Consider the following 19,717-nt stretch of genomic DNA (forward strand, 5'->3'; position numbering starts at 1 on the left):
CATGCAGTTTGCCTATCGCGGTAAGGACAACACCGGCAAGCCCGAGCAGGGGCGGGTGGAGGCAGCCAGCGCCGACGCGGCGGCCGCCGAGCTGTTGCGCCGGGGCGTGACGCCGCTCGACATACAGCCTCATGAGCAAGCGGACGACCCGCTTGCCCGGCTCCGGGCCTTACGGATGTTTCGCCGCAAGGTGACGCTGGATGAGCTGATTGTGTTCTGCCGCCAGATGCATGCGCTGACCCGGGCGGGCATTCCTCTGATCCGGACCATGCGTGGGCTGGCGGACACGACCAAGTCGGAGCGCCTGTCCGACGTTCTGGACGACATCACCGATCGGCTGGAAGGCGGTGTCACCATGGCCACGGCCATGCAGGCACACCGGGATGTGTTTTCGGATCTGTTCGTCGCGATGATTCACGTGGGCGAGAATACGGGGCAGCTGGATCAGGCCTTTGAACGCCTGTCCGCGATTCTGGATCTCGAGCGGGAAACCCGCCGCCGGTTCAAGCAGGCCATGCGCTATCCCACTTTCGTGGTGGTGGCGTTGCTGGCGGCGCTGATGGTGGTGAACTTCCTGGTGATTCCCCAGTTTGCCTCGGTGTTCGACAAGCTGGGGGCGGATCTGCCGATTCTGACCAGGGTGCTGGTGGGGACGTCGGACTTCCTGATCCATTACTGGTATGTACTGCTCTTTGCGGTTGCGGCTGGGGTTGTGCTGTTTCGCCAGTGGGTGGCCACACAGGCCGGGCGCGAGCGCTGGGACCGATTCAAGTTACGGATTCCGATCATTGGCCCGCTGCTGGAGTTGATCACGCTGAGCCGGTTCTCGCGCAACATGGCCAATACGCTGTCGGCCGGCATGCCGGTGACTCACGCGCTGTCCGTGGTGGCGGACGCGACCGACAACGCCTGGATCGCGCACCACATCCGGGATATGCGCGGTGGCATCGAGCGCGGTGACACCTTGCTGCGCACCGCCCGGAACAGTGACATGTTCACGCCGCTGATCCTGCAGATGATTGCCGTTGGCGAGGAAACCGGCGCGGTGGATGAGATGCTGGTGAACGTGGCCGATTTCTACGATGAGGAAGTGGACTTCGGGCTCAAGCGGCTGGCGGAATCCATTGAGCCTATACTGATCGTGGCAATGGGCGTGCTGGTGCTGATTCTGGCGCTTGGTGTGTTCCTGCCCATCTGGGATCTGGGGCGCGCCTCAATGGGGAATTGACCGTGGCGCCGACGGGCGTAGCGCCAGGCCGGGCGGGGATGAACATCCACCGGGGGCTGCTGTATGCCGTTACGCTGACGGCCATCGGGTTGCTGGTGGGGCTGCTTCTGGAGGCGCTGGACCGGCAGGTGAATCGTGCGGAAGCGGCGAGCGCCCGGCTGGTCGTGAATCAGCTCCGGGCGGCGCTCATCGTCAAGGGCGCGGAGCTCCGGCTGAGCTCGCATCCGGAACATATGTTGCAGTGGCGTGGGAAAAACCCGGTCTCATTGCTACAAAAACCGCCGAGAGCCTATCAGGGGCGGTGTGGCGACTCGGGGCCGGCGGCGGCCAAGTGGTGCTTCTCCGAATCCGGGGAAGTGCGCTACCGGACCCGGAGCCGGATCGCTCTGGCCGGGCAGGAAAGGCCACCGGAGACAATCGTGGCATGGCGCGTCGCGATGGATTATCGCGACCGGAACGGGAATGGAACCCCGGATAAACAGGACCGGCTGGACGGGCTGAAGCTCGCCCCGGTTCGCCAGAAGACTGGCGGGACCTGACAGAGACCGTCAAATTTTGAACGACAGGGGGAACATCGCCCATGAGACAACGAGGCTTCACGCTGATCGAGCTGGTGGTCGTCATCGCGATTCTCGGCATTATCGCCGCTTTCGCGCTGCCGCGCTTTGCCAGCCTCTCCCAGCAGGCTCACGACAATAATATCCGGGCGACCGCGGGTGCCTATTCTTCGGCGGTTGCTCTGGTGCGGTCCCAGTTTATTGCCAATGGCGACGGTGACCAGACCGATGTGACTGGTTTTGGGAATGACGATATCGAGGTCAGTGGCGAAGGATGGCCAACCGCGACGAACGGCGCAACAAACACCACCGCCAGCCCCACGCGATGTGTTCAGCTCTGGAACGCTCTGATGCAGTCCAACGCCCCGGGCGTGGGCACCGCGACCGGTGCCGGTATTGAGTATGTTGCCGCCGCACCTGGCGGGGATTGCCAGTACACCTATCAGCCGGACGGCAATAGCAGCACGATCACCTACGACCTGGACACCGGTGAGGTGACCACGGCGATCAATTCATAAAACCAACCCCACTAATCACGACGCGATGGAGACAACCATGAAAGCAATGACAGCACTCTCAGCAAAACAGCAGAAAGGCTTCACCCTGATCGAACTGGTCATGGTGATAGTGATTCTCGGCATCCTGGCGGCGTTTGCGTTGCCGCGGTTTGCGGATCTGGGTGGTGACGCTGAGGAAGCTGCAACGGAGGGTGCCAGAGCCTCTGTAAAATCTGCAGCAGCCATCGTGCATTCAGCCTGGCTAGCGCGGGGTGAGCCTACAACGGTTGCGCTTGAAGGATCGACGACCATCGACATTGTTAACGGGTATCCAACCGCTGATGCCGACAACGCTGCCAATGGCTCGATTGTGGACGCTGCACAGCTTACCAATGATTTCAGTACCAGCTATGCAAGCGGGACCGGTGAGGGAACCCTGACTATTACCAGTGGTGAAGGTAACTGCTCGTTCACTTATGAGAACGCGCCTACGAATGGCGAACCTTCTGTCACTGCTGTGAACTGTTAAGCGCCTTGAAGGCACAAACCGATAATATGTTTGCGATTAAATCAGGAGTTGTCGAATGAACACCGGTAGAGGAAAAGAAGAAGGTTTCACCCTGATCGAACTGGTCATGGTTATTGTGATCCTTGGCATTCTGGCGGCGTTTGCGTTGCCGCGGTTTGCCGATTTAGGCGGAGATGCTCGTGCCGCAACATTGCAGGGTGCTATTGGCTCGGTTAAATCTGCTGCGGGAATTGCTCATTCGGCTTGTTTAGCGCGTTCAAGCTGTGATGAGTCTTCGGCTGGACAGACTGTGAGCCTGGAGGGCACGTCCGTGGATATGAATGGCGGCTATCCGGCTGCGGCCGCCGGTGGTATTGATGTAGCTGCTCAGATTCAAGACGATTTTGTACTGGGCACAGCAAGTGGAACGACTATTCAAATCTCCGCTGATGACGGTTCAGGTTCTGCATTGACCGACTGTAATTTCACTTATGATGAAAGCGATGGAACTGTAGATCCCACGAGTGTCACTACCTCAGGGTGCTAAAAGGATTAGCAGAGATCTTACAGCGTGAGTACCGCAGACTTAATCCGCTGTAAAGAGGACAGTGAGTTTGAGGTCAGTAATGGGGGGTGTCCTTAACTGTTCCATGCCTACTAAGGCTGGTGTTAGAGACTTTGGGTTTACTTTGGTCGAATTGATCATGGTCCTGATCCTGATCGGCGTTCTAGCGGCGTTGGGCATCGGCCTCTTTGCCAACCGCGCCGGCTTCACGCCGCTGCTGGCCACCCAGCAACTCGCGTCCGCGGTGTCGCTGGCCCAGCAGGCGGCGTTGGCTGGCAATGCGGGCGATTCCGTGGCGATCAGCCAGTCCGGCGATGAACTGACCTTCACCGTCGGAGCGGGGACGGCTGCCGAGACCGTCTTCTCGCTGCCCCGGGAGGGGGTGACCGTCTCGGGGCCGGCGTCCCTTGCCTTCCAGAAAACCGGCGCCCTGGCGTCGAATACCAATGAAACGCTGACCTTCAGCGGCGATGGCATCACCTACACCACCTGCGTCAGCTCGCTTGGCGCGGTCTACCGGGGAGGGTGTCAGCCGTGAACCAGAGAGGCGTGACGCTCGTTGAACTGGTGATGACGATCGTCATCATCAGCCTTGGTGTGGCCGGCGTGGTCAGCGCCTTCGCCCTGATCGGCGGTCGCAGCGCCGATCCGCTGTTCCAGACCCGGTCCGTGGCACTGTCCCAACTCTACATGGACGAGATCATGGGGCAGCGCTATGCCGAAGGCACGCCGGTTGGCGGTGTTCCCAAAGCCAATGGCTGCGCGATCAACACGGAAGAGGGCAGCCGTGACGACTACGACGATGTGGACGACTACAACGCCATCGACAATCAGGCACCGGCGGATGCCGAAGGCACGGCGCTCAATGGCTACGACGGCTTCCGCGTGTCCATCCGGGTTGAGTGTGCCGGTGGCGATGTGGGGCTACCTGGCGATGACGCCAAGCGGATCCGGCTGACCGTGACGGCGCCTGCCGACCAGCGCTTCGTGTTCTCAGCCTACCGGGCGAACTTCTGATGCGTGATCGTGGCTTCACACTGGTGGAACTGGTGATCGTCATCGTGCTTCTGGCGGTGGTGGCCACGATCTCCGTGCGATTTGTGGCGCTCTCCACCCAGGGGGCGATCGACACCAGCGCCCGCCAGCAGCGGGCGCTCAAGGCCGCAGTTATCAGTGAGCAGGTCAGCCGGGCGCTTCGCGGTGCCCTGCCGACCTCAGTCCGGACCAACGGCAACTGCATTGAGTGGATGCCGATTGTGGCCGGTTCCAACTACCTGAACCGCCCGAAGGGGGGGAACTCGTTCGATGCCGTGCCGTTACCGGGCAGTGCCTCGGCCAGCGGGCGTGCGGTGCTCTATCCCCACTCCGGCAACGTCTACCAGCCGAGCGACCCCGGTGTGATCTCCCCGCCCGCGTCCATGGCCGGCGATGGCACCGTCACCTTTGACGGCGGGCAGACGCACCGGTTCAAGGGTCAGTCGCCGCAGCGGCGGTTCTACCTGGTGGCCTCGCCCCGGATGGTCTGCCAGGAACCGGGAAGCCGGTTTCTATACCGGTATCGAAACTACGGAATCCAATCCGGTATTGGTGACAGCAAGCCGCTCACCATGCCGAACCGGGAGGTGCTCGCCGCTGGGGTTCAGACCGGGTCGCTGGCGTTTGAGTTGACGCCGCCCTCGCTGCAACGGGGCGCGGTCGTGTCGTTTGACTATACGCTGGCGGACCCCGATTCCGGGGAGACGCTGGATGTCGGCCAGGAGGTGCAGATCCGCAATGTGCCCTGATCGATCGTCACTGAGCCGTGAACGGGGGGCGGGCCTGCCGGTTGCCCTGTTTGTGATCACTGTACTGGCGCTGATTGTTGCCGGCATGGCTCAGCTACAACAGGGGACGGGGGCCTCGGTCAGTCGCCAGATTCTGTCGCAGCGGGCGTTTCTGGCGGCGGAGAGCGGCGCCCAGGCGAGCGTGGCCAAAACGCTGGCGTCCGGGGATTGCAGTGTGGATGGCACGACGCTGTCTTTCAGTAACGACGGACTCAGCGGCTGCGAGGCCGCGATCGCCTGCGATGCGGTTCAAGCGGACATCGAAGGCAGCCCGGCGCCGGAGACAGTTTATACGATCCGGAGTGCCGGGCGCTGCGGTGGTAGTGGTGAGCGCAGCGAACGAACCGTGGAGGTACGAGTGCGGTGATGATTCGGCGAATCCTGATGACCCTGCTGCTGACTTGGCCTCTGTGTGCGCTGGGCACGAACGTGGAGTTGAGCGTCAATGGTGATACCGGTCCGATCCAGAGGTTACCGGGTTCAACGGTTGTCGTTGAGGCATCGGCCACCGACTGCTCCTCAGGCGATCAGTATCGGGATGTCTGGACATCGCCGGGAGGCGGCTCGGATAGCTCGACTTTTGGCGGCAGCCCCTGCGGTCGAACGGTCGAGAGAACATTCACGTTGCCCGGTCAGCCAGGGACATACCAGATCACTTATGAGTCGCAGAGTCGTGATTGCTTTTTATTTTCTTGCTTTCCTTATTCATCGGATGGTTCGGATTCGATAACGGTGTCTGTATCGAGCTTCCCAGAGTGTGAAAGCCAAGCGTTCAACAGTGCATCACTATCAGACTCTGATTGGGTCACAACCGTTGCGTCTGGCAACTTTACGCCGCAGGTGGTTGGTGGACGACTGAGGATCACTGAGAGCCAGGGCGATCAGTCCACGGCGGCCAGTTATCAGCGACTGTTTCCGACAGACGATAATCTCATTCGGATCGAGTTCGACTTTTACGCCTACAATTCGGGCGGGCTTGGCCCGGGGGATGGCATCTCGCTGGTGTTCTCAGATGCAACGACAACACCGCAGCCGGGTGGTTTTGGTGGCGCGTTGGGCTATGCTCAGGAGGTGGATGGAACGGGCGGGTTTGCAGGCGGCTGGCTTGGAATCGGGCTGGATGAGTATGGCAATTTTTCGACCAGCAGTGAGGGCAAGGAAGGTGGCAACCCACCGGGCGTGCTAACCCCCAATGCGGTGGTCCTGCGTGGCGCCGAGTCAACAGGGCTTGGAGATCCCGGTTATGAATACATTGATGATTCCGGGGCGCTGGTCCCTGGTATCTATACGAATTCGAGCGTCAATCCACACCGGTATCGGATCACACTCGATGCCCAATCCGGTGTCACTCCCTCCGTCAAGATTGAGCGGGATACTGGGAGCGGCTTCAATACGATTCTGCAGAGATCCCTGACCGGCCAGCCGCCTGCTCCAGAGAACCTGATCTTCTCGGTTACCGGCTCGACGGGGGGCGCCTATAACATCCATGAGCTGGATAACCTCCAGGTATGCGCCGAGCGGATTGATCCGCTGATCCAAATCGACCACTTTGAGTTGGTTCACGACGGTCAGGCGCTCACCTGTCGACCTGAAGAGGTGACGGTCCGGGCCTGCGAAGATGCCGCCTGCTCGTCGACGGTCGACGAACCGGTTGAGGTGACGATGACGCCGTCAGGCTGGCTGAACGGCGATACGTTCACCTTCAGCAATGGCTCGACAACGGAGTCGCTGCAAGTCACGAGTGCGGGGACGGTGACTCTGGACGTGGCGTCCTCTGATCCGAGCCCGGTGGCGTTTTCCGACAACACGACGCTTTGCGACTCCGGGTCTGGTACCCCCACAGCCGCCCAGTGCGCTCTTGATGTCCGCGAGTCGGGGTTTGCCATTTCCGTGAATGATCACATATCAGCCACGACTCAAACCGCGACGATTGAGGCTCTGGAAGCCAGTGCGGCCAATCCCGAACAGTGTGTGCCGGGCTTGGATGATGTCACAAAAAACGTCCAGCTTTGGACAGACTATATCAATCCGGGCACGGGAACGGAGCCGGTGGTGGTGAACGGCGGGTCGTCGCTGGGTCAGTCGCAGGCAAGCGCCTCCACTGAGGCCTTGTCATTCGGTCCGGGTGGTGTTGCAACGCTTCCACTGACGTACGCCGACGCAGGCCGTGTTCGTCTCAATGCCCGCTATGAGGGAGCGGACCCTGCGGCTCCTGATTTCGGGCTGGTTCTGACGGGTAATGACGATTTCATTGCCCGGCCTGACCACTTTAATCTCTCTGTTCCTGGCAATCCGGCGGCCACGGATCGCACCGGCGATGTCCTGACCTCCGCAGGCACCGACTTCGATGTGCAGGTTGAAGCGGTTAATGCGAATGGGGTGACAACCCCTAATTTTGGGCGGGAAACGCCGACCCCGGAAGGGGTAGAGCTTCAGTCGGCCCTGTTTGCCCCGAGTGGCGGACAGGCAGGGACCTTTCAGGGCAGCTTCAATCCGTTCGGAACACAGTGTGGCGGTAGCGCGGCGGATGGTTTTGCCTGCGGTGCTTTTAATTGGACCGAAGTGGGTGTTATTTCGTTGACGCCGAGCTTGGATGGCGATGGCATTTACCTGAACTCCGAAAAGGTTGAGGGGGATCCGTTGCCGCATGTGGGGCGATTCGTGCCAGACCGTTTCCGGACTGTGGTTGATGACCCGGGTGAGGTCCAGCCATTCTGTGAGGCCACTACCGCCTTCTCCGTGATGGGAAAGCCCCTGCAATGGCGAACGGGGATGATGCCTGTGCTCTCTGTGACCGCCCTGTCTGCGTCCGGTACTGTGACCGAGAACTACACCGCCGATGACGGCGCTTTCCAGTTCCTCACCGCCAACGATATCAACCGAACGTTCGCCTCGTCGGACAATACGGCGACCAATGAGAACGGTGATCCGTTCCCGGTTGCCGCTAATGCGTCCGAAGGGACGCTTACCCGTCAGGGGCCAGGCCTTCTGCATTACCGATTCGACGGCACCGATACGCTGACGTATCTCAAGAAAGAGCCGTCGCCGTCGAATGACCGGCGGCCTGTCCGGGTTGCGCCTTTCCTACCCGATTACTCGATCACCATCAACGCGGTGGAGGACAGCGACGGTGTGGCGTCACCCCAAACGCCACTGCCCGTATCGCCGGATTTCGCCGGCGCTGAAATGCGCTACGCCCGGCTGGGGCTGGAGAACGCCTACGGCCCGGAAAACCAGCCGCTCACCCTGCCATTCCGGAGCACCTACTGGAACGGCAATGAGTTTGTCCTGAATGAAGACGATTCCTGCTGGAACTACGGGTTACCGGCGGATGTCTCCATCGATACGTCGGAGCTGTCCGGCGGCAGCACCAGCGCCGCCAGCGCCTCCGGGCCGCTTGATGAAGGGGTGCCCCCGAGTGACGGCCAACTGACTCTGGCCGCGCCCGGCGACGGCAACCGGGGCAATGTCGGCGTCGAGTTCGCGGTGCCGCTTTGGCTGACAGGCGATTACAACGGCGATGGATCGCTGACCAACCCGACGGGGACGGCCACGTTCGGGGTCTACGAGGGGCACGACCGGGTGATCTACTGGCGTGAAGTGGGGGCGCCATAGGGATCGTTTCGTCGCCACGGAAAAACACAGAAAGCACGGAAAGGCGCCCTTGGGGCGCCGTTAAAAAGGCGCAAGAAACAATGATGACCCCAAGAGGGTTTTAAAGCCATGAGCTTCGTTTAACGCGCCGCTTGTCACTATTAACAATCTTTCCGCGCTTTCTGTGTTTTTCCGTGGCAATTCCCCTTACTTTCCGCGCCCTTCCGCGGATTCCGCGGCAAACCCCATCATCAGAAGCATCGACTACAACGACTGATCGCCCGCCACCGCCGGTTCCCCGTCGTCGTCCATGCCCAGCTCCTTGATCTTCCGGGTGAGCGTGTTGCGGCCCCAGCCGAGCAGGGTGGCGGCGTCGCGTCGGCGGCCGCCGGTGTGCTGCAGGGCGGTTTCGATCATGATGCGCTCGAACTCTGGCACGGCGGTGTTGAGAATCTCCCGGTGACCGCGTTTGAGCTCCTGGTCGGCCCAGGTACGCAGGCCTTCCTGCCAGGTCTGGCCGGTCGGTGGCGTGTCGGCCTGCTCCGTGAGTTCCGGTGGCAGGTCACTGATGTGCACCTCGCGCCCGCTGGCCATCACGGTCAGCCACCGGCAGGTGTTCTCAAGCTGGCGGACGTTCCCGGGCCAGGGCAGAGTGGTGAGGTACTCCTCGGTCTCCGGCTTGAGAACCTTGGGGTCCACGGACAGCTCGCGAGCGGCCCGCTTTAGAAAATGGCGCATCAGCAGCGGAATGTCTTCCCGGCGTTCGGAAAGCGTTGGCAGGTGGACCCGGATAACGTTCAGGCGGTGGAACAGGTCCTCCCGGAAGGTGCCGGCCTGAACCAGCTTTTCGAGATTCTGGTGGGTGGCGGCGATGATGCGCACATCCACCCGCATCGGGGTCGTTCCGCCGACCCGGTAGAATTCCCCATCGGCCAGAACCCGCAGGAGTCGGGTCTGGGTGTCAGCGGGCATGTCCCCGATCTCATCCAGAAACAACGTTCCGCCGTTGGCCTGCTCGAAGCGCCCCTGGCGGGCGGCGGCGGCACCGGTGAAGGCGCCTTTCTCGTGGCCGAAGAGTTCCGACTCAATCAGGTCCTTTGGAATGGCCGCCATGTTCAGCGCGATGAACGGATGCCGTGCCCGGGGGCTGTGATTGTGGAGTGCCTGGGCGACCAGCTCTTTACCGGTCCCGCTTTCACCGTTGATGAGCACCGTGATGTTTGAGTGTGCCAGCCGTCCGATGGCTCGAAAGACTTCCTGCATGGCCGGCGCTTCCCCGATGATCTCGGTGTTGGGAGAGGCTGGCACGCTGCGCTCGCTGGTGTTCGCGCGTTGTTCGCGGCTGTGATCCACCGCGCGACGGACAAGATCCAGGGCATCGTCCACATCGAACGGTTTGGGGAGGTATTCGAATGCCCCGGTCTGGTAGCTGGTGACCGCGCTTTCCAGGTCGGAGTGGGCCGTCATGATGATCACGGGCAGGTCCGGGTGATCCTGCACCACCTGCTGGAGCAACGCGATGCCGTCGATCCCGGGCATGCGGATGTCGCTGACGATGACGTCGGGGCGCTCCTGATCGAGACGGCGCATGATGTCGTCGCCGTTGTCAAACACTCGCGCCTCCATGCCCGCCTGCGTGAGCGCACGGTCCAGGACCCAGCGGATGCTGCGATCGTCATCGATGATCCAGACGGTGGGGGTCTCGCTCATGATTGTGGCTCCAGGGGTAGAAAGACAATGAAGTCGGTCCGGCCGGGCTCACTCTTGCACTCGACCAGTCCGTGGTGTTGCCCGATGATGCTTTGCGTGATGGACAGACCCAGGCCGGTGCCATTGGCCCGACCGCTGATCATCGGGTAAAAAATGTTTTGAACCAGTTCCTCCGGAATGCCAGGGCCGTTGTCAATGATGTCGATCCGGCAGGCTAGGCGATAGCGATGGTGGCCGATGGTGAATTGCCGCAGTGCCCGGGTGCGGAACGTGAGCATCGGGCGCTCATCGGAAGGGTTCTCGGCGGCGGCTTCCATGGCATTGCGGGCAATGTTGAGGAAGGCCTGGATCAGCTGTTCCCGGTCGCCATTGAATTCGGGCAGGCTCGGGTCGTAGTCCCGGATCAGCTCAATGCGCCCCTTGCTCTCGGCGTCGATCAGTGTGCGAACCCGTTCGAGCACCTCGTGGACGTTGGTGGGCTGGAGCTCGGGCGCTTTGCGTGGCCCCAGCATCCGGTCGACCAGGCTCCGCAGCCGATCGGCCTCATCAATGATCACTCGTGTGTACTCTTTCTGGCCGTCGTCGGTCAGTTCCCGGTCCAGCAGTTGGGCGGCACCACGAATGCCGCCCAGTGGATTCTTGATCTCGTGAGCCATGCCACGAACCAGCACGCGGGTGGTTTCCTGCTGGGTGAGAATTTCCTCTTCGCGGGAAATGCGCAGCAGACGGTCGCGCGGCTGGATTTCCATGAGTAGGGCATCCGGCTCGCCGGACAGAGGGGAAACGGAGTAGTCGACGATGCAGCGGGAGCCGGAAAGGAGTACCAACTCCGCTTCCCGGCGGGTAAAAGGCTGGCCGGTCTCGGCCGCTTCCCGGAGCGTTTCCAGGCCGTCGTCCGGCGTCATGATGAGGTTTGTGATGGGCGTATCGATGACTCGTGAGCCGCTGGCTTCCAGCAGGTACTCGGCGGCTGCGTTGATGTCGTGAACGCGCAGGTCCCGGCTCAGCACCACCGTGGCCGTGGTCAAGTGATCCAGTATCTGCTTGTAGGCGATCGTCATTGGCATAGTGTCCCTCTCTGGTGTCTATGGCAGCAAAAAGCGAACCAGTTTTGTGCCAGGGCGATGCCAGCCAGACGCGACTGCCCGTTTTCGGTGAATCCTGCTGCAAACGCTGCCTGTCAGCGCATCACGGAGGGAGGGCATTGCAGGTCAACTGGGCGATTGTGGTTCGACGCCTGGCCCTGTCGGGGTGCGATCGCACCAAAATAGTGCATTAGGGGTGTGAAGGAAAGTCTGAGAGGGGAGGGTGAGGTCAATGATGACCCCGCCTGTCAGTTGAGCACGGAAGGGCGGTGGATTGTGAAGGAAATGTTCTCGCCGGTGTGGATGATCTCGCCGTTCGGGCCGATGATGTTCACGCTGGCGTTGTGGGTTCCGCGGTTCACATTCGTCACACTGAACTGCCCGGCACGGTTCTGGCCGATGGGCTGGCCGTCCAGGGCGACCTCGAATCGATGGCCCGGCTGCAGACCCGGAGTGCTGGTCACCGAGAACACCACATCACCGCTGCCGCTGTGAAAAGCGCTTTCGTTCTCGGGGGCCGTGAACCGGGCGCTGTCGTAGGTGGCCTGAGGCTCAGGTTGGCTGCCACGCTGGCTGTCGGAGGTGGCCTGCTCCACCTGCTCCATTTTGGGGAGTGTCACGGTGGTGACCGGCTTCACATCAACCGTTTCGGCACCGTCGATGGACTCGTCACTGTAGGTCACATTGCCCTGTTCGTCCGTATGCTTGTACACCTCGGCGTCGAGAGAGCTGCTGAATCCGGCCAGCAGGGCGGTCGTGATCAGTAATGAGCGTGGTGTCACAAGGAACCTCCGGTCAGACGACAGGAATCGGGCGCTTTGGGAAGGCGCATTTCCTTCCCGATTATTGGGCGGATACCGCCGGGATTGCAAGAGGTTGCGCGTGACAGGGTGGTCAGCCTGGTGGCAGGGCGGGGACATGGCGTTGCCTCAGTCAAAAAAGCCCCGCACGGGGCGGGGCTTCTGAACCGCTCGGGTGAGGCGGTTTATACGGAGTAGTAGAGGTCGAACTCCACCGGGTGGGTGGTCATGTTCAGACGCTCGACTTCTTCGCGCTTCAGTTCGAGGTAACCCTCGATCATGTCTTCGGTGAAAACGCCGCCGCGGGTCAGGAACTCGTGGTCGGCTTCCAGCGAATCCAGCGCTTCCTGGAAGGTTTCGGCAACGGTCGGAATGTTCAGCGCCTCTTCCTTCGGCAGATCGTACAGGTCCTTGTCCATGGCGTCGCCCGGATGGATCTTGTTCTGGATGCCGTCGAGACCCGCCATGACCAGTGCCGCGAATGCCAGGTACGGGTTGGCCGAGGCGTCCGGGAAGCGGACTTCGATCCGGCGTGCCTTCGGGCTGTTCACGTACGGAATCCGGATGGACGCGGAGCGGTTACGGGCGGAGTACGCCAGCATGACCGGCGCCTCAAAACCCGGCACCAGACGCTTGTAGGAGTTGGTAGACGAGTTGGTGAAGGCGTTGATGGTCTTGGCGTGCTTGATAATGCCGCCGATGTAGTACAGCGCCGTCTCACTCAGGCCGGCATAGCCGTCACCGGCGAACAGGTTCTTGCCATCCTTGTTCAGGGACATGTGGACGTGCATACCGGAACCGTTGTCACCAACCACCGGCTTGGGCATGAAGGTGGCGGTCTTGCCGAAGGCGTGCGCGACGTTGTGAACGCAGTATTTGAGGATCTGGACCTCGTCCGCCTTCTTCTTCAGTGTGTTGGCGCCAACGCCGATTTCGCACTGACCGGCTGTGCCGACTTCGTGGTGATGCACTTCCAGATCCAGGCCCATCGCTTCCATGGCGGAGCACATGGCGCCACGCAGGTCGTGCAGGCTGTCGACCGGCGGAACCGGGAAGTAGCCGCCCTTGACGCCCGGACGGTGACCGATGTTGTTGCGGTCAAAGTCCTCGCCGGAAACCCAGGCGGCTTCCTCAGAGTAGACTTCGTACATTGCGCCGTTCATGTCCGTCTTCCACTTCACGGAGTCGAACACGAAGAATTCCGGCTCCGGACCGAACAGGGCGCCGTCCGCGACACCAGACGACTTCAGGTACTCTTCCGCGCGCTCGGCAACCGACCGCGGATCGCGCTCATAACCCTGCATGGTCGCCGGCTCGACGATGTTACACGTCAGGTTGACGGTCGGCTCCTCGGTGAACGGGTCGAGCACAACGGCGTCATCATCCGGCATCAGGATCATGTCGGATTCGTTGATGCCTTTCCAGCCGTCGATGGAAGAGCCGTCGAACATCTTGCCTTCACTGAAGAAATCCTCGTCGATTTCCTTTGCCGGCAGTGTGACGTGCTGTTCCTTGCCACGGCTGTCGGTGAATCGCAGGTCGACCCACTTGATGTCGTGCTCTTTGATCAGGTTCAGCGTGTTATTGGACATTACGGATGCTCCGTCGGTTTCTGTCTGTCATTGGCGGGCGGCGCGGACAGGCGACCGGACGCCCTGAAGAGCCTTTCCGGTTCCGGCCAGATTGGCGTTACCGGAGATCAGGTGCGGGCAGCTTACCAGACTGGTGGGTGCCCTGCCTGTTGAAATGGCTGTTTCCGGTCAAGCAAATCCTTTGCCAGATTTGTGCAGCTGCTGAAAGGCGGTGCATGGCAGTGAGTTATCAGCAACAAGGTGCGAGGAAAGGGTGCGTCAAACAAACCTTCAGCACCACAAAAGTGCACGACTTTCGGGTTGCGCACCACTTTGGTGCTTTTCTTGGCTGTAGTTCAGTGTTTGATCTTCGGGTATACTTCCGCCCACTTTCTGCGGCATTCCCTCTGGAAGCCACACCCAACACTTCTCAAAACCGTCTGCAGGCCACACGACCCGTCGGGGTCGGTATGGTGGCAGCGGATGGGCTCAGGATAGTCTTGTGATCGAAAAACGTCGAAATATCGCCATCATTGCCCACGTTGACCATGGTAAAACCACGCTGGTCGACAAACTCCTGGAACAGTCCGGCACGCTGGACCGCAAGAATTCCGGTACCGATCGGATCATGGACACGGACGACCAGGAGAAAGAACGCGGCATCACCATTCTGTCCAAGAACACGGCGATTCGCTGGCAGGATTATCAGATCAACATCGTCGACACGCCCGGGCACGCGGATTTCGGGGGCGAAGTCGAGCGGGTCATGTCCATGGTGGATTCCGTCCTGTTGCTCGTGGACGCCGTTGATGGCCCCATGCCGCAGACCCGGTTTGTGACTCAGAAGGCCTTTGCCCAGGGGCTGAAGCCCATCGTCGTGGTCAACAAGGTGGATCGTCCCGGCGCGCGCCCGGATTGGGTCCTGAACGAAGTGTTTGACCTGTTTGATCAGCTTGGCGCGACCGAGGAACAGCTCGACTTCCCGGTGGTCTACGCATCGGCTCTGAACGGTGTGGCCGGTCCGGAAGCGGACGAGCTGGCAGAAGACATGATGCCGTTGTTCGAGATGATTGCCGAGCGCGTGCCGGCACCGAAAGTGGACCCGGAAGCGCCGCTGCAGATGCAGATCACCTCGCTGGACTACGACAGCTATGTGGGCGTTCTCGGCATTGGCCGGATCACCCGGGGCACGCTTTACCCGGGGCGTCCTGTTACGATCATTGACCGTGAGGGCAAACAGCGTAACGGTCGTGTTCAGGAAGTGCGTGGCTTCCACGGCCTTGAGCGCGTTCTGGTTGACGAAGCCGTTGCCGGGGACATCGTCTGCATCAGTGGCATCAGCGAACTGTTCATCTCCGACACGCTCTGTGAGCCATCCGACGCCGAAGCACTGCCGGCGCTGACGGTGGATGAGCCGACCGTCAGCATGACCTTCCAGGTGAACGATTCGCCGTTCGCCGGCAAGGATGGCAAGTACATCACCAGTCGCAACCTGAAAGAGCGTCTCGACAAGGAGTTGCTGCACAACGTGGCGCTGCGCGTCGAGCAGGGCGACGAGGCGGAAAAGTTCCATGTGTCCGGCCGGGGTGAGCTGCACCTGTCCGTGCTTCTCGAGAACATGCGTCGAGAAGGCTACGAGATCGCCGTGTCGCGGGCTCAGGTGGTCCAGCGCGAAGTCGATGGCGAAATCCACGAGCCGTTCGAATACGTTGTGGCCGACGTGGAAGACGAACATCAGGGCTCGGTCATGGAGAAAATGGGCGAGCGGCGCGCCGAGCTCAAGAACATGGTGCCGGATGGTCGTGGCCGGACGCGGATGGACTTCATCATGCCGGCGCGGGGGCTGATCGGCTTCCGCAACCAGTTCCTGACGATGACTTCCGGCACCGGCATCCTGACCAACGTGTTCGATCACTTCGGCCCGGCGAAGGGCGGTGATGTGGAGCACCGGAACAACGGTGTGCTCGTTTCCATGATCGACGGTAAGGCGCTCGGTTACGCGCTGTTTACGCTGCAGGAACGGGGGCGTCTGTTCATCGGCCCCGGGACCGAGGTTTATGAAGGCATGGTGATCGGGATTCACAATCGGGACAACGACCTGGTTGTGAACCCCACCAAGGGCAAGCAGTTGACCAACGTCCGGGCCTCCGGCACTGACGAGAACATCGTCCTGACGCCACCCATCGAGATGACACTGGAACAGGCGCTGGAGTTCATCGATGATGATGAGCTGGTGGAGGTCACACCCCACTACCTGCGTGTCCGCAAGAAGCATCTCAAGGAAAACGAGCGTAAACGCGCCAAGAAGAAATAAGCGGCGTGCCTTCTGGGGCGGCTCCGGTCTGGTGCCGCCCCGGTCTTTCCTTCCCGGTCTGTGACTCGAACAGGCACTGACCTTTGCCTCGCTCTCGTCTAGACTTTCAATGTTGATAGGACGGAGCCCGGCATGCTGACGCTCTACCCCGAATTACGCCCCAACGTCGAACACCGCCTCGAAGTGGAGGAGCCCCACGAGCTCTGGATTGAGGAATCGGGCAATCCCGAGGGTATCCCCGTGGTCGTTGTTCACGGCGGTCCCGGTGGCGGTTGTGAGGAGTGGCTGCGCCAGTTTTTCGACCCGGAGCGCTACCGGATCATTCTGTTTGATCAGCGCGGCGCCGGTCGCTCGCGACCACTGGCCGAATTGTCCGGCAACCATACTCAGGCCCTGGTCGATGATATGGAGCAGATCCGGGCGTTTCTGGGGATCGAGCAATGGGTGCTGTTCGGCGGCAGTTGGGGGTCCACGCTGAGCCTTGTCTATGCCGAAACCCACCCTGAACGGGTACTGGGACTGATCCTGCGTGGTATTTTCCTGTGTCGCCCCGAAGACATTTTCTGGTTCTATCAGCGGGGGGCAAGCCGTATCTTTCCCGATCACTGGGAGGACTACGCGGGCCGGATTCCCGACAGCGAACAGGACGATCTTGTGGCGGCGTATTACCGGCGTCTTACAAGTCGTAACGAACTGGAACAGATTCAGGCCGCCAAGGCCTGGTCGCTGTGGGAGGGGCGCTGCGCAACACTGCACCCAAACCCGCGTGTGGTCGAACATTTCGGCCATCCTCACGTGGCCATTGCCCTGGCACGCATCGAGTGCCACTACTTCTCCAACCGGTCATTCCTGGAGCCGGACCAGATTCTGCGTGATGCAGGGCGTTTGGCCGACATACCGGGTCATATCATTCACGGCCGCTACGACATGGTCTGCCCCCTCGATAACGCACAGGCCCTGAGCCAGGCCTGGCCCGAAGCGGAGTACACCATTCTCCGGGATGCCGGTCACTCCGCCAGTGAACCGCCGATCATCGACGCACTGGTCCGGGCAACGGATGCGATGGCGGAACGCTACGCTGAGCCGTTCGGCGTTTGACGGTTTTCGAGGCCGCGCCTTGTGGAGACGCGGCGCCTTTCTGATACCCTCCCATGCTTCTATCGGTTGAGAGGACTCCGTTTGTGAAGGGATTGATCCAACGGGTCACCCGTGCCTGCGTTCAGGTTGAAGAGGAGACCGTCGGTCGCATTGGTCCTGGCTTACTCCTTTTTTTGGGTGTCGAAAAGGGAGACAGCGAAGTGCAGGTCGAGCGCCTCTGTCAGCGCGTCCTCCGTTACCGGGTGTTCCCGGACGGTAAGGGGCGTATGAACTGCAGCCTTCTCGACAGTGGCGGGGCGTTGCTGGTGGTGCCGCAGTTTACCCTGGCCGCAGATACGCAGCGTGGTAATCGTCCGAGCTTTTCTCCGGCCGCTCCGCCCGAGGACGGGGAGCGCTGTTTTGGGCAGTTCCTGACCAGTGCCCGGGAGGTTTTGGGGGTGGACCGGGTGTCGGCTGGCCGGTTTGGAGCCGATATGGCGGTATCACTGGAAAACGATGGTCCCGTCACATTTTTGCTGCAAGGGTAACGGGCACTCGTTTGGTGCGTTGCAGACAGAGCGTCCCGGCTTGGTGCATCCTCAATGATTGCGTGACGCACTTAGATGGTGTAGATTTCTGTTTATTCATGACTTTTGCAGTTGGCCCGGTTTTTGACTGTGGTCTTATGGGACCGTCCGCGTGCCGCCATGGTCGACCAATGGATAATGGTGCCGGATTGCGAATTTGCAAAACTGGCTTGAATTGTCTAGAAGGAACGGCTATACCGGGCATTAACAAGATCCGGTAAGTGGCTGGAAGGGCGAAGGAAGCGGGCTTATGTGGGCGACGCCCGACGAGGGCAGGCGCCGGAGCAGTTATCGACTATGATGAACAGATGGTCATGAAAAACTGCTTTGTCGACGAAATGCCCAAGCCGCTGGAAGGCACTTGCAGGCGGAACGCTGTAACCGTTATGACAAAGCCAATGGAGACACTGCTGGTGTCTGGCTGAATCATCAACACAACAACACAAAACGCTTAAAGCAAAACCTGAGAACACTCCAAAGAGGAAGACGCAAAATGAAAAAGACTCTGATTGCATCCGCTGTCGCTGCGGCGACCTTCTCTGGCTCTGCTGCCGCGATGACTGCCGAGCAGCTGACGGCCAAAATGGAATCCATGCCGACGTTTTATGGCAACATCCAGCTGGTTAACCGCTACGTCGACTCTGACGCCAGCGGCGTGACCAACGACGCACTCCAGGACAACGGCTCCACCATTGGCGTGAAGCACGAGAGTGAAGTGGCGCCTGGCGTCACGGCGTTCGGGAAAATTGAGCTGGAAGGCATTACTGCTGATGACAAGTCGACCACGCAGCCGGACAATAATGGCGATGATATTGCTGTCTCTGGCCTGACCGATTTGGACGAAGCGTACCTGGGTGTGAAAGGCGAGCGGTTCGGTAAGGTATGGGTCGGTTCCGATGACTCCCAGTACGAGTCCCTGGTCGGTGACTACGGTAACTGGGTTTATGAGGTCGGCCTGAACAACCTCTATGCGAGCTATACCAGTGCCGAAGGCAACCTCGTGCAGTACGTGTCTCCAAGTTTTGGGGGGCTTACCCTGCATGGTGCTGTTCAGGTCAATGGTCAGACAGACAGTTCTGGCGATGGCAACAGCCACCCTTACCAACTGGGTGCTAAGTACTCAGTGGATGCGCTGACTGTTGCATTTGCCGTCGACTCGAATGACAGTGGTGTTGGTGACAGCAACGAGAACAGCTACGGCGTGAGTGTCGCATTTGACGTGAACGACAATCTGACACTGGACGCATATTACGACATGCGGAAAGGTCAGGACTCCTACGATAACACTGGCGATGCTGCCGAAGAAATTGAGCTTGGCGCTGAGAACGGCCAAGACCTCTTTGGTGTGATGGGTACTTACACGATGGGTGCTAACTCCTTCCGCGCGTCTTACGCGTATGCTGAAGCCGATACGTCTGAGGACGAGAGTGATGTCATCACTCTGCAGGCCAAGCACAACGTAAACGGCAACATGTACGTTTACGCGGAAGCGCTGCAGCGTAACAACGAGGACGTGGAGCTCAGCGAAGAAGTCAACGAGCTGAACGTTGGCGCTGTCTACTACTTCTGATCCGGCATAACGCCGAACAATCAGTTGTTATGAAGCCGGTACCCTTCGGGGTGCCGGTTTTTTTTTGGTTCCTAGCAGATCCCCGCAGAAAACCAAGAAAGGCGGCAGGCTGTCATGTTAGCGGTGCCGCACCTGTAGCCGATGTCTCCGACTTCAGAGCAGGTCAAATCCGTGATGACCCTTTTTTGTGTCCGGCGTCTGGCTTTTCTATCCTGAGCGCCCTGATCGATG

The 19,717-nt window shown here is 60.4% G+C and carries 18 protein-coding genes; 14 read left to right on the forward strand and 4 right to left on the reverse strand.

The annotated features are described in order from the left end of the window. The first annotated feature begins 1 nt into the window (after position 1). The 10 genes from C8D92_RS13450 (at position 2) to C8D92_RS13495 (ending at position 8,793) form a co-directional block, all read left to right on the forward strand. Positions 2–1,228 carry a type II secretion system F family protein gene (locus tag C8D92_RS13450; protein ID WP_116919641.1) on the forward strand — a complete coding sequence of 409 codons (1,227 nt, stop codon included), beginning with the start codon at positions 2–4 and terminating at the stop codon, positions 1,226–1,228. A gap of 2 nt (positions 1,229–1,230) precedes the next feature. Then, on the forward strand, positions 1,231–1,767 hold the full coding sequence (locus C8D92_RS13455; RefSeq protein ID WP_133243131.1) for a hypothetical protein: 537 nt from the start codon (positions 1,231–1,233) through the stop codon (positions 1,765–1,767). A 41-nt stretch (positions 1,768–1,808) separates the two neighbouring features. Then, on the forward strand, positions 1,809–2,303 hold the full coding sequence (locus C8D92_RS13460; protein ID WP_116919643.1) for a type II secretion system protein: 495 nt from the start codon (positions 1,809–1,811) through the stop codon (positions 2,301–2,303). A 37-nt stretch (positions 2,304–2,340) separates the two neighbouring features. Continuing rightward, positions 2,341–2,811, forward strand: coding sequence for a type II secretion system protein (locus C8D92_RS15945; protein ID WP_279338316.1), 471 nt, complete (start codon positions 2,341–2,343; stop codon positions 2,809–2,811). A 55-nt stretch (positions 2,812–2,866) separates the two neighbouring features. Next, positions 2,867–3,337: a type II secretion system protein gene (locus tag C8D92_RS13470; protein ID WP_116919644.1), complete on the forward strand. Its 471-nt coding sequence runs from the start codon at positions 2,867–2,869 to the stop codon at positions 3,335–3,337. 103 nt (positions 3,338–3,440) lie between these two features. Beyond that, positions 3,441–3,893, forward strand: coding sequence for a prepilin-type N-terminal cleavage/methylation domain-containing protein (locus tag C8D92_RS13475; protein ID WP_116919726.1), 453 nt, complete (start codon positions 3,441–3,443; stop codon positions 3,891–3,893). Further along, positions 3,890–4,372, forward strand: a complete 483-nt coding sequence (locus tag C8D92_RS13480; RefSeq protein ID WP_116919645.1) for a type IV pilus modification PilV family protein — start codon at positions 3,890–3,892, stop codon at positions 4,370–4,372. Before C8D92_RS13475 ends, C8D92_RS13480 begins: the two co-directional genes overlap by 4 nt. Then, a complete protein-coding gene (locus C8D92_RS13485; protein ID WP_243402452.1) occupies positions 4,372–5,139 on the forward strand; it encodes a prepilin-type N-terminal cleavage/methylation domain-containing protein in 768 nt (255 codons plus the stop codon). The genes C8D92_RS13480 and C8D92_RS13485 overlap by 1 nt, the downstream gene beginning before the upstream one ends. Further along, complete coding sequence (locus C8D92_RS13490) at positions 5,129–5,545, forward strand: hypothetical protein (protein WP_116919647.1); 417 nt, start codon at positions 5,129–5,131, stop codon at positions 5,543–5,545. Before C8D92_RS13485 ends, C8D92_RS13490 begins: the two co-directional genes overlap by 11 nt. 473 nt (positions 5,546–6,018) lie before the next feature. Beyond that, entirely contained in the window at positions 6,019–8,793 is a 2,775-nt protein-coding gene (locus C8D92_RS13495; RefSeq protein WP_116919648.1) for a DUF6701 domain-containing protein, read from the forward strand. A 243-nt stretch (positions 8,794–9,036) separates the two neighbouring features. Here the strand turns inward: C8D92_RS13495 and glnG are convergent, their stop codons facing one another. The 4 genes from glnG to glnA form a co-directional block, all read right to left on the reverse strand. Next, complete coding sequence (glnG, locus tag C8D92_RS13500; RefSeq protein WP_116919649.1) at positions 9,037–10,482, reverse strand: nitrogen regulation protein NR(I); 1,446 nt, start codon at positions 10,480–10,482, stop codon at positions 9,037–9,039. Then, on the reverse strand, positions 10,479–11,549 hold the full coding sequence (gene glnL / locus C8D92_RS13505; protein ID WP_116919650.1) for a nitrogen regulation protein NR(II): 1,071 nt from the start codon (positions 11,547–11,549) through the stop codon (positions 10,479–10,481). The genes glnG and glnL overlap by 4 nt, the downstream gene beginning before the upstream one ends. Before the next feature lie 266 nt (positions 11,550–11,815). Then, positions 11,816–12,349, reverse strand: a complete 534-nt coding sequence (locus C8D92_RS13510) for a DUF4124 domain-containing protein (protein WP_243402453.1) — start codon at positions 12,347–12,349, stop codon at positions 11,816–11,818. Between the two features lie 203 nt (positions 12,350–12,552). Beyond that, the gene (gene glnA, locus C8D92_RS13515) at positions 12,553–13,959 is read right to left on the reverse strand and encodes a glutamate--ammonia ligase (protein ID WP_095611097.1); all 1,407 of its coding nucleotides are present in this window, start codon (positions 13,957–13,959) and stop codon (positions 12,553–12,555) included. Between the two features lie 481 nt (positions 13,960–14,440). On the opposite strand from glnA, the gene typA reads away from it, so the two are divergent. The 4 genes from typA (at position 14,441) to C8D92_RS13535 (ending at position 19,486) form a co-directional block, all read left to right on the forward strand. Next, positions 14,441–16,252, forward strand: a complete 1,812-nt coding sequence (typA, locus tag C8D92_RS13520; protein ID WP_095611096.1) for a translational GTPase TypA — start codon at positions 14,441–14,443, stop codon at positions 16,250–16,252. Positions 16,253–16,384: 132 nt separating this feature from the next. Next, the gene (pip, locus tag C8D92_RS13525) at positions 16,385–17,350 is read left to right on the forward strand and encodes a prolyl aminopeptidase (protein WP_116919652.1); all 966 of its coding nucleotides are present in this window, start codon (positions 16,385–16,387) and stop codon (positions 17,348–17,350) included. 83 nt (positions 17,351–17,433) lie between these two features. Then, complete coding sequence (gene dtd, locus C8D92_RS13530) at positions 17,434–17,877, forward strand: D-aminoacyl-tRNA deacylase (protein WP_116919653.1); 444 nt, start codon at positions 17,434–17,436, stop codon at positions 17,875–17,877. A gap of 532 nt (positions 17,878–18,409) precedes the next feature. Next, the gene (locus C8D92_RS13535) at positions 18,410–19,486 is read left to right on the forward strand and encodes a porin (RefSeq protein WP_116919654.1); all 1,077 of its coding nucleotides are present in this window, start codon (positions 18,410–18,412) and stop codon (positions 19,484–19,486) included. Positions 19,487–19,717: the final 231 nt, after the last annotated feature.

The sequence above is a fragment of the Tamilnaduibacter salinus genome (assembly GCF_003096655.1).
Lineage (GTDB): Bacteria > Pseudomonadota > Gammaproteobacteria > Pseudomonadales > Oleiphilaceae > Tamilnaduibacter > Tamilnaduibacter salinus.